Annotated in this window: 13 protein-coding genes; 2 read left to right on the forward strand and 11 right to left on the reverse strand. The window is 70.0% G+C overall.

What is annotated here, in order from left to right; all coding sequences use genetic code 11:
- Positions 1-42: 42 nt before the first annotated feature.
- From IPQ09_30885 to IPQ09_30905, 5 genes are all read right to left on the reverse strand, one after another.
- A complete protein-coding gene (locus IPQ09_30885) occupies positions 43-345 on the reverse strand; it encodes a site-specific DNA-methyltransferase (GenBank protein ID MBL0198548.1) in 303 nt (100 codons plus the stop codon).
- Entirely contained in the window at positions 342-2,798 is a 2,457-nt protein-coding gene (locus IPQ09_30890; protein MBL0198549.1) for a hypothetical protein, read from the reverse strand. Before IPQ09_30890 ends, IPQ09_30885 begins: the two co-directional genes overlap by 4 nt.
- Positions 2,799-3,011: 213 nt before the next feature.
- Positions 3,012-3,458, reverse strand: a complete 447-nt coding sequence (locus tag IPQ09_30895) for a hypothetical protein (GenBank protein MBL0198550.1) — start codon at positions 3,456-3,458, stop codon at positions 3,012-3,014.
- 23 nt (positions 3,459-3,481) lie between these two features.
- On the reverse strand, positions 3,482-3,985 hold the full coding sequence (locus tag IPQ09_30900; GenBank protein ID MBL0198551.1) for a hypothetical protein: 504 nt from the start codon (positions 3,983-3,985) through the stop codon (positions 3,482-3,484).
- A gap of 15 nt (positions 3,986-4,000) precedes the next feature.
- The gene (locus tag IPQ09_30905; GenBank protein ID MBL0198552.1) at positions 4,001-4,708 is read right to left on the reverse strand and encodes a hypothetical protein; all 708 of its coding nucleotides are present in this window, start codon (positions 4,706-4,708) and stop codon (positions 4,001-4,003) included.
- Positions 4,709-4,726: 18 nt separating this feature from the next.
- Here IPQ09_30905 and IPQ09_30910 point away from each other — a divergent pair, with 18 nt between their 5' ends.
- Complete coding sequence (locus tag IPQ09_30910; GenBank protein MBL0198553.1) at positions 4,727-5,314, forward strand: hypothetical protein; 588 nt, start codon at positions 4,727-4,729, stop codon at positions 5,312-5,314.
- Between the two features lie 168 nt (positions 5,315-5,482).
- On the opposite strand, the gene IPQ09_30915 is transcribed toward IPQ09_30910, so the two are convergent.
- From IPQ09_30915 to IPQ09_30940, 6 genes are all read right to left on the reverse strand, one after another.
- The gene (locus tag IPQ09_30915) at positions 5,483-5,962 is read right to left on the reverse strand and encodes a hypothetical protein (GenBank protein ID MBL0198554.1); all 480 of its coding nucleotides are present in this window, start codon (positions 5,960-5,962) and stop codon (positions 5,483-5,485) included.
- 1 nt (position 5,963) lies between these two features.
- Positions 5,964-6,542: a hypothetical protein gene (locus IPQ09_30920; protein MBL0198555.1), complete on the reverse strand. Its 579-nt coding sequence runs from the start codon at positions 6,540-6,542 to the stop codon at positions 5,964-5,966.
- A 376-nt stretch (positions 6,543-6,918) separates the two neighbouring features.
- Positions 6,919-7,563 carry a hypothetical protein gene (locus IPQ09_30925; GenBank protein MBL0198556.1) on the reverse strand — a complete coding sequence of 215 codons (645 nt, stop codon included), beginning with the start codon at positions 7,561-7,563 and terminating at the stop codon, positions 6,919-6,921.
- 71 nt (positions 7,564-7,634) lie between these two features.
- Positions 7,635-7,787 carry a hypothetical protein gene (locus IPQ09_30930; GenBank protein MBL0198557.1) on the reverse strand — a complete coding sequence of 51 codons (153 nt, stop codon included), beginning with the start codon at positions 7,785-7,787 and terminating at the stop codon, positions 7,635-7,637.
- An 11-nt stretch (positions 7,788-7,798) separates the two neighbouring features.
- Positions 7,799-8,032 (reverse strand): hypothetical protein, encoded by a 234-nt coding sequence (locus tag IPQ09_30935; GenBank protein MBL0198558.1) that lies wholly within the window; start codon positions 8,030-8,032, stop codon positions 7,799-7,801.
- Positions 8,033-8,092: 60 nt separating this feature from the next.
- A complete protein-coding gene (locus IPQ09_30940; protein ID MBL0198559.1) occupies positions 8,093-8,737 on the reverse strand; it encodes a Mu-like prophage major head subunit gpT family protein in 645 nt (214 codons plus the stop codon).
- A 57-nt stretch (positions 8,738-8,794) separates the two neighbouring features.
- Between IPQ09_30940 and IPQ09_30945 the strand changes: the two genes are divergently transcribed.
- Positions 8,795-9,001, forward strand: coding sequence for a hypothetical protein (locus IPQ09_30945; GenBank protein ID MBL0198560.1), 207 nt, complete (start codon positions 8,795-8,797; stop codon positions 8,999-9,001).
- The last annotated feature ends 161 nt before the right edge of the window (positions 9,002-9,162 follow it).

Raw genomic sequence — 9,162 nt, forward strand, 5'->3', positions numbered from 1 at the left:
CCACCTCCCGCACCGCACCGGCCTCCCGGTCAATCGCCTTGCTCACGTTTGCGACTTCGGGAATCCCGACCCGTAGAGCCACATGAGGCAATCTCTGACCTCAAAGCCTGCGTCTTCGATTGCGCAGGTCAGCCGGTGAAAGGTCCGCGTCCCGCCGAACGCGAGCAGGGCCGCGCCGGGCCGAAGCACGCGCAGCACCTCGCGCCAGACCTCCGCGGAGGGCACGCCGTGATCCCATTGATGGCCCATGAACGAGAGGCCATACGGCGGGTCCGTGAGGCACCCGTGGAACGAGTTGTCAGGCATCGCGCGAAGAGCGTCGAGCACGTCGGCGTGGTGAATCATGCGGGCTTCCCCCACGGCGTCTCTTGGTACTGCTTGGTGAGCTTCGCGATCTCGTCGAGCGCGGCCTGGTTCGGGTCGGGAGCTTTCGTCGCGGCCCCCGCCTTCGAGCCCTTCGGCGAGCCCTTCGCGGGGCGCGGCGGGCGGTACTCGAGGAACTTGACGACCTTCGTCACGCCACCCTTGCCGTCGTGCACGGAGCCCGAGACGGTCGCCTTGACGACGGCCTTGATGTCGTTCTCGGCGAGGTCGGGGTGATAGATGTCGAGCGCCGTCGGCGTCTGCCCGCTCACCGTCGAGTTGACCGTCGCGAGGAACGTCGGCCACTGCGCGAAGTCCTCCTCGTCGGCCAGGTAGAACGAGCACGTGAACTCGGTGGGGTCGTCGCTCGAGCGCGTCGTCGTCGCGCCGCTCTGCCCCGAGCCCTTCTTGATGTCCCACCCGATCTTGCGGTCGTGACCCGTGATCGTGACGATGCCGGGCGACTGCACGCCGCCGAGCTCCACGTGGTCGTAGAGGTCCGGATCGTCGATGGGGTTAGGCACTTGGCACCATCCCGCCGCCCTGCTGAGCGAGCCCTTCGATGAGGTCGAGGAACTCGGCGAAGGCCTTCTTGCCGCCCTCAGCGCCGCTCCTCGACCTGGAAAATGCCGAGCCAGGCCGATCGTGACCATCATGCCCCCGCTCGCACTGGCCGGCGCGCCGCCTGCAGCGGGCGCTGCGCCGTCCACGGCGGGCGGCGCGACCATCGCCTCGAGCGACCCCTGCACCGCGTCGGCGCCGTCGTCGACGCCCTGGGCCATGCCTTCCGAGGTATAGCCGCCGATCTCCGCGAAGACCTTCGACGGGCTCTTGATCTGGAGCGCGGCCTTTGCTGCCGCGACGGCGCCTGAGGCGATGCCCGTCACCGCGCCAACGACTGCCGCGCCGCCAGCCGTGATGCCTGACGCGAGCCCGGTCACCATCGCGAGCCCGATCTCCGCGAGGTTGATGCTCTGCAGGAACGTGCGCACGCTCAGCGCCGCGCTCGAGAGGCCGGCCAGTGCGGCTCCGCCGAGAGTGCCAAGCGCGACGAGGCCCGAGGCCGTGCCCGCGATGATGTCGTAGGCGAACCCGAACGACTGCCCAATGCTGGACATCCAGCCCATGATCACGGCGCCGACGACGTTGAAAATCGGCTGGTATTTCTGCACAGCGATGAGCCCCTTGAGCGCCCAGATCTCGAACTGCAGGAACCCGGCGATGAACCGCGGCACCGCGTTCGTCATGCCGTCCACGAGCGGCTGAAAGAACGACTCGAAGATCGCCTTGATGCCCTTCGCCGCGGCAGAGTCCTCCTCGAACAGCGCGCCCACCTTCGACAGCGCCGTCAGGAGCCCTTCGATCTTCAGCCCGCCGAAGATCTTCCCGACGTTCGCCTTGAGGCGCTGCGACTGGAAGTCAGCCGAGAGCATCGCCTTCGCGAAGTCGGGGCCGAACTTGAGCTTTGCGGCCTTCGTCGCGGCCGTCTCGAGCGCGGCGGAGAGCTCGTCTCCCTTGAGCCCCGTCTTGGCCAGCGTCGAGGCCATGTTGCGCAGCTCGTCGGCCGCAATGGGGACCCGCGAGCCGAGCGAGGAGATCGTCGCGTCGAGCTGCGCGCCTCCCGCGACGCTGCCCGCGATGCCCTGCGAAAGAAGCGCCGAGGTGCGCGCCGCGTCCGCGTTCGCGAGGCCGAACTTGAGCAGGCCAACCGTCGCCATCGCGAGGCCCGCGACCACGGCGATCGTCGCCACCGCGAGGCCGACGAAGATCCCGGCGGGGCCGAGCGCGGCGAGCTTGCGGAACGCCTCGCCGACGCCCGCGATCTTCTGCCCGACCATGCCCGCCGGCCCGCCGAGCTTGGCCATGGCGCCCTCGAGCTCGCCGAGCTTCACGCCGCCGCCGGCCGCGGCCTTCCCTGCCGCGGCCGTGGCTTGCTCCGTCTTCTTGGCGGCGAGCGCGTTCGCCTCCTCGGCCTGCGTCGCCGCGTCGAGTTGGCGCGCGAGCCCGGCCTCCGCGTCGGCTGCCGACGTGGCCGCGACCTGCAGCGCGTCGAGGTTCGCCGCCTGCTCTGCGAGCGCCGCCGCCGCCGCCGAGCTCGTCGCCGCGGCCGCCGCCTGGCGCGCCTCGAGGTCGGCGAGCTTCGTCGCAGCCGCCTCGATCTTCGTCGTGTCGCCCGTCTCGAGGGCCGCCGCGAGCTTGCCCTGCTGCGCGGTCGCCGCCACGCCGAGACGCTCGGCCGCCGCGGCCGCCTTCATGGCCGCCGTCTCGGCGCCGGCATAGGCCGCCTGTCCCGCCGCCACGGCCGACGCAGCGGCGGTGCTGGCGGCGCGCGCGCGGTCGAGCGCCTGCGCCAGCGAGTCGAGCGTCGACGCCGCGGCGACGGCTTGGGAGCCGTCTACCGGGATGTCGATCTCGTACGTCGTGCCGTCCGCCACCGCTCTACCTCCGCCGTCGTCTCGGTTGCCGCTCGCCGCCGCCCGTGAGCGACTGCCGATGCAGAAGCGCGATCTCTGCGATCACGAAGGCGCCCGCGCGCATGTCCCGCTCGCTCTCCTCGTCTGCCTCGCCGCCCCCCGCGACGCGGGCCAGGGTGACGATGCAGTCGCCGAAGACCGCCGCGCTCGACTGAGCCGCGGCGATCCGCGCCCTCAGCCTTTTTTTTCCTCCCCGGCGGCACCCTCCGCGAGCCGCGCGACCTCGATGCCGGCCACGACGTAGACGCCGGGGCGCGCGGCAAGCAGCGCGCTTCGCATCTCCGAATCGGGGGGCGGGTAGAGCATGCAGGACTCGCCGAGCCGCTCGCCCGCCTCGCCCCGCACGGTGTCGTTTTTCGCCGTGCGGACGGCCTTCAAATACTCGCGATAATGCGCGCGCTCGGGCGCGATGACGATCGCCATCGTCGGGGTCCCGCGCTTGTAGGACCCCGCGAACCGGATGGCGCGCACCGACCCGAAGCCGTGCTCTTCCTCGAGATCCACGAGCGCGGCGAAGTCGATCTCTGCCTGCTCGGCCTCGAGCTTCTCGTCCTCGGCGCGGAGCGCTTCGCGGCGCTCCTGAAGCAGCTCGAGCTTGGTCTTTTTCTTCTCGTCGCTCATGGGTCAGTCCTTCCGCGCGCTCGTCAGAGGAGCGCGACGCGCGTGCCGTTCTTGAGCGTCTTGATGACGCTCGTGGGTCCGAGGTCGACCTCGATGAAGAGCGCCTCGCTGCCCTCTTTGTTGTCCATCGTGAAGGACCGCCAGCGACAGCCGAGCATCTCGGTCTGGTAGACCTGAGTCGGCTGCGACAGCGTCTTGTGCTGGATGACGATCGAGAACTTCGGTACGGAGATCAGCTTCACGCCGCCGCGGCTCGGCGCGACCGTCGCAAGGGCCGACTCGATGCGGTCCACGGCGCTCATCGAGAACGTGCCCGAGCCCTCGTGAGAGGCCTTGCCGCGCGTCTCTTTCATGACGCGCCCGCCGCTCGTGCCGAAGGAGAACCCCGTCTCGATCTTGCCGCCGCACTTGATGCCCTCGACGTCGGCGATGTCGATCGTCACCGACTGGTAGAGGGAGAGCACGACGGAGATGTCAGCCCAGGAGATCTCCTCGTCGTCCGTGATCGGGAATGCTTCGTTTGCCATGGCTCAGTGCTCCGTTCAGGTGACGACGACGGCCGTGTCGACGTTCGTGATGGTGCCGCGCAGGCCAAGGGGGCCGCTCCCGTGCAGCGTCTTCCCGGTGCCGCGGAGGTCGTCGGCGCGGCTCGCTACCCACGTCGCCGAGCTGGCGTTCTGGCCCTCGCTGCCGGGGCTCAGCAGCCCTTCGGTGAGCGCCTGGTTGATGCGCGCCTCGAGGAGTTTGAGCTCGCTCTCCGTCGCCGTGCCGTCCGCGTTGAGGACCGGCGTCTTGCCGATCATGCGCGTGGTCTCGGCCTGGACGATCGAACAGAATTTGTTCGTGACGGCCATGTTGTGCGTGTAGGCCAGCACGTCGCCGTCCGTCGCGCGGGTGAGTGCCATCGCGACGTAGGTGCCGTTCGGCCCGTTGTCGGACGTCGTGAGGCACGTGAACCGCGCGGCGAGGGCCCCGCCGTCGACGCGCTCGTCGTACTCGACGATCTGCTTGTCGGTGTTCTCGAGGTCGACGCCGTCGAGCGGGCCGAGGTCGTTCTGCCACGACGCGACGTGGAGCGCGTGTTGGTACTCGCGAACGGCCACGTGCCACGCAGCCGGGCGGCGGAACTCCCAGAGCGTGATCGGCGAGACCACGCGGGCCCGCCCGTAGCCGAGGTCGATGCGCTTCTGCGCGTCGACCGAGGCGAACGCCGCATCCGCGAGGGACACGTCGGCCGCCTTCGACAGCACCTTGACGATCGTGACGTTGTGCGAGCCGATCTCTTCCGCGACGAGGTCGGTCGCGCCGAGCGTGAGGACCGTCGCGCTGACACGGCGGCGAGCGCGTCGGTGGTGACGTTGTTCGACCCCGTCCCGGCGATGGTGACGACGTCGCCAACCGCGAAACCCTCGGTCACGAACGAGCCCGCGTTGCGGGTGATCGTGTCGCCGGTGCCGCCCACCTCGGCGAAGATGAAGCCGTTCGACGCGACGATCGAGCCGACGCCGGCCGCGGTGACCTCGGCGGCGAGGTCGGTCGCGTCGAAGGTGAGCACCGTCGCGGTGAGGGTCTTGATTCGCCCGGTCACGTTGTTGAGCGCGGTGCCGGCCACCGTCACGACGTCGCCCACGGCGAGCCCGTCGTCGACGAACGACCCGACCGAGCGCGTGATGGTGTCGTCGGTCGCGCCGACCTCGGCGAACGTGAGCGTCTCGGCCGCGGTGATCTTCACCCAGCGCTTCACGCCGCTCGACTTGGCCAGCATGCTCGGCGTGCCGCCGTCGCGGACGTTCGTGCGCGCGTACACGAACCGCTTGTTCGTGGTCTCGTACGCGTTCGTGATCGTCGTGACGTAGCCGGCCTCGGTGCTGTTCGCGAGGTCGCCGACGACGTTCCAGGAGCGGCTCGCCTTCTGCTGCGCGGCGAGGCCGTGCGCGCGGCGGTAAGGCCCGCGTTGTCCCACTTCGGCGCGGTGAAACGAAACGTCAGCGTGTCGCCCGCGACCATCGTGCCGGCGCTGAAGTTCAGGACGATCCCGACGTGGGGATCGTACGTGCTCGCCGTGCCGAGGCGCACCGTCTTCGTCGTGCGCCCGCCATCGAGCGGAGGTGAAAGATCGGACCCGAGCCCGCGCCGATGGTGCCGCCCGTGGTGACCGTCAAGGTCGCGTCGACCTCCTCGAGGTAGCCGTACGTCGAGGCGCTGTAGGTGACGATGCTCGTCCCCGTGCCCGTCGAGCGCTGCATGCGCAGCGCGCCCGCGGTCACGATGGGGAGCGGCACGAAGATGACGGGCGACCGCGTCTTGGCGAGCAGGTGCGCGGCGAGGTCCGCGCCCTGCGAGTAGTCGTGTTGCTCGAGCAGCGCGGTGATCCCGGTGAACACGCGCGGTACGCCGTCGGCGTTCTTGCCGACGCAGGCCAGAATGACCGCGTAGCCATCGCCGCCGGCGTAGGCGCCGCCGGTCGTCGCGATCGAGATGCTTGCTTGGGGTCGAGTCGGCATTTTACGCTCCGCATCCGGTTTCGGTTGGTGGTGTCGGGTCGCCCGCGAGGCCGACGACCGTGGTGCTCGCGACCGTCGTGGCGGTGAAGGCACCGCCCTCCTCGGCGGCCGAGCCCGCCCAGGTGCGAACCTCGACGGCGCGGCGGACGGAGAACGGGATCTCGTAGACAGCGAAGTTCGGCACCGGCGTGCCCTTCGTGTCCTCGAGCTCGACGAGCTGACCGGCGCCGATCTCCGCGCCGTTCTTGCGCGCGACGAGCACCTGCCGAAGCGCGGCGAGCACGGAGTCGACGACGCGGTCAGCGCGCCGAACGTGCTCGTGGTGTTGCGCGCCCGCGCGCGGCTCTTGCGCGTAGACCGTGATCTTCGCCGCGAGCTTGCGGTCGAAGACGTGCACCGGGTTCCGGGTGTTCGCGCCCTTCGGCGGGAGGATCTGCTCGGGCGCGCGGAGCCGCTCCACGACGATGCGCTCGCGCGGGGTGACCGCTGATGTGGTGCGCTCGGGCCCGTCGACCACGGGCATGGGGACGCCGGCGGTTTCGAGGAGCGTGCGGAGCTCGCGGGCGATCTCGTGGATCATCGGAGCGCCTCCCCGATGACCTGGGCGGCCGTGGCGGCGAGGGCAGCGGCGTAGGCGGGCGGAAGCGGCGCACCCTGCGCGGCGCGACGGGCGCCTCCCACCTGGTATTTGCGCACTTCGTCGTGAGCGGAGGCGGAGCTTTTGCCCGATCGCCACGTACCGGACGCCGTCGAGGAGCGCGCCGTCTCTTCCGCAGCGTGACGACCTGGCCGCTCTCACCGGGTGCCCAGGCGGCGCCGTAAGCGTCCGCGCTCGAGCGCGACGTCTCGAGCACGAGGCTCGTGAGGACGGGCGCGCACGCGCCGCCGCGGTGCCCCCACGACGCGCGGGGCTCCACGCAGCGAGGCGGCGAACTTCTTGAGGTTCGCGGTGCCGCTCATGGGAGCCCGCTTCCCCACCCGCGCGGGTCCGCGCCGGAGCTGACAGACGTGGCGGTGATGGCGAGGTTCGTCGGGGTCTGCGCGGTGCCACCACGTAGGGGCATGCCCGCGGCAAAGCGCTCGAGGATGGCCTTTGCTTCGAGGTCGGTGGCCTTCACCGCCTCGCTGTTCTGCCCGTTCGCATTCAGGACGCGCTTGGCGGCCATGTCCGCCACGCAGCCGCGCACGAGCGGGGGAATCGGCGCGGTGAGCGGCACGAGGTGCGCCGGGAGAGACGTGTCGGCCAGGCGAGAGCAGAACTCGATCACGTCATCGAACTTCGGCTCACGGATGACCGTCATCTCGACGCCGTTGCTCGTGATGTTGATCGCCGAGCCGCCGGCCGTCGCCGCGAGCTTGAACTCCGCGTTGGACAGCCGGATCGCGTAGTAGACCGTGCCGGCCACGAGGGGGGCCGACAGGGTGCCCGCGCTCGCCGCACGGACCGTGACCTCGTCATCCGTCCCGAGCCCGTGGCCGTCGTACGTGAGCACGTCCGTCGAGGCGAGGCACGACGCCAACATGCCAGCGGGCGACACCACCGAGCCCGGCGAGAGCCGGTCGGTCACGTCGCCACGCGAGCAGTAGAGGTCCTGTGCCACAACGCCACCGCCCCGCGCTCAACGAGGAGGCGAGGCAAGGCAACGTGGGAGGTACGTGTCAGGTCAGAGGGTCAGAGGTCGCGGAGCCGGGCGAGGACGCGCTCGCGGCGCGCGGTGAGCGCTTCGGCGCGGGGCGTCTGCCCCGCGGCCTTCGCGTCGGCGATGCTCTTCTCGAGCTGCTTGGCCTCGAGCTCGAGCGATTCGGTTTCCTCGATGTCGTTCATGGGGCTCCTGGTCAGGCCGCGCCGGCCCAGCGCTGCATGCACTGCGGGAGGGCGAGGACGCCGTTCCCGCGGAGCACGTAGGCCACGCCGACCTTGAGGGTCGTCTGGTAGAGGTGGCTCGTCTTGTCCGAGCGGATCTCCTCGGGCGCGCCTTCGTCCTGCACGATCCAGGGGACCATGCCGGGCTTGTTCAGGCCGAGGCCGTACCACTGCGCGTCGTCGGCGAGCTCGTCGGAGATGATCATCTTGACCGTCCCCTTGTGCCGGTTGTCGACCGCCGCGAAGTGCGGAGCCGACCGCCTGGATCACCATGTCCTGCTCGAGCAGGTCCTGGTCTCCTCGAGCGCGGACGGGATGAGGAGGTGCGTCAGGCGCAGCCCGAGCGGCTTCCCGTTCGGGGCTTTGATGTCGCGCATACGCGACTTCGCGAGCTTCAGGTTCGCCGCAGTGAGCGTGGTCCCCGCGCCGGTGAAGTCGTTGTCGTACGTGCCGACGTCGACGTCGAAGACGTTGGAAGGGGTGCGCGTCAGCGAAGAAGGCCGAGCCGTCCCAGCAGGTCGCGTTTGCCGCGAGGCATCCGCGATGATCTGGTTGAGCAGCGCCGAGGCGGCGCCGCGATGGCTGCAGGCTCCGACGTCCAGCCGATGAAGCCCGGCGCCTCGATGACGCTGGCGGCTCGGCGACGCCGTCCTGCCAGGTCTTGCGGGGGTGAGCGAGAGCGACTTCTGGAAGATGTCGCGGACTCTGACGTCGCCCTTTGAACTCGGCGTAACCGGCCGCCGAGACGGGGACGGGGTACGTGGTCCGAGCGCGCGCGAGGAGCGGTAGAGCCCGTTTTCCTTCGCCCACTGCTCGACCCCGGGCTGCGTGAGCGCGAGGGCGAAGCCCTGGGCGAAGTCCTCGAGCGCGCTGCGCGTCCGAGCTGATGAGGTTGAATTCCTGACCGCGATCGTTCAGTCCTTTCCGATGAATCAGGAGGCCTTGCGCACGCAGCGAAGGCGGGCCTCGTGGAGCATGAGATCGTCGATGCCGAGCAGGCCGCCGTCGGCGTGACCGTGAAGGTCATGCTTCGAGCGAGCACCGGGACATTCACCGCCGTGATGATGTGCGTGAGCATCGCCGTGGTCTTCGCCGTGGCGTTGCCGGTGAGCGCGCGTTCGTCACGCCGCCGCAATCCGCGTCCGCGTCGTGAAGGTCGCCCAACGACAGGATGAACGCGGTGACGTGAGGTCGTCGTGTCGCCCACGGTCGCGCCGCTCTTCCAGCACGCAGGCTCGAGCGCCATCGGCGAGGCGTCGTCGATGTCCGACGGAGCGACACCTGACAGGGCGCGGTGCCCGGCGTGGCGTCGTTGTTCCAGCGGATGTTGAGCGCC

The sequence above is a fragment of the Myxococcales bacterium genome, from assembly GCA_016720545.1.
In the GTDB taxonomy this organism is placed as follows: Bacteria; Myxococcota_A; Polyangia; order Polyangiales; family Polyangiaceae; genus JAAFHV01.

Coding starts and splice junctions, on each gene's coding strand:
- IPQ09_30885 (MBL0198548.1), bottom strand. CDS start 345: ATGATTCACCACGCCGACGTGCTCGACGCTCTTCGCGCGATGCCTGAC.
- IPQ09_30895 (MBL0198550.1), bottom strand. CDS start 3,458: ATGAGCGACGAGAAGAAAAAGACCAAGCTCGAGCTGCTTCAGGAGCGC.
- IPQ09_30900 (MBL0198551.1), bottom strand. CDS start 3,985: ATGGCAAACGAAGCATTCCCGATCACGGACGACGAGGAGATCTCCTGG.
- IPQ09_30915 (MBL0198554.1), bottom strand. CDS start 5,962: ATGCCGACTCGACCCCAAGCAAGCATCTCGATCGCGACGACCGGCGGC.
- IPQ09_30920 (MBL0198555.1), bottom strand. CDS start 6,542: ATGATCCACGAGATCGCCCGCGAGCTCCGCACGCTCCTCGAAACCGCC.
- IPQ09_30930 (MBL0198557.1), bottom strand. CDS start 7,787: ATGAACGACATCGAGGAAACCGAATCGCTCGAGCTCGAGGCCAAGCAG.
- IPQ09_30935 (MBL0198558.1), bottom strand. CDS start 8,032: ATGATCATCTCCGACGAGCTCGCCGACGACGCGCAGTGGTACGGCCTC.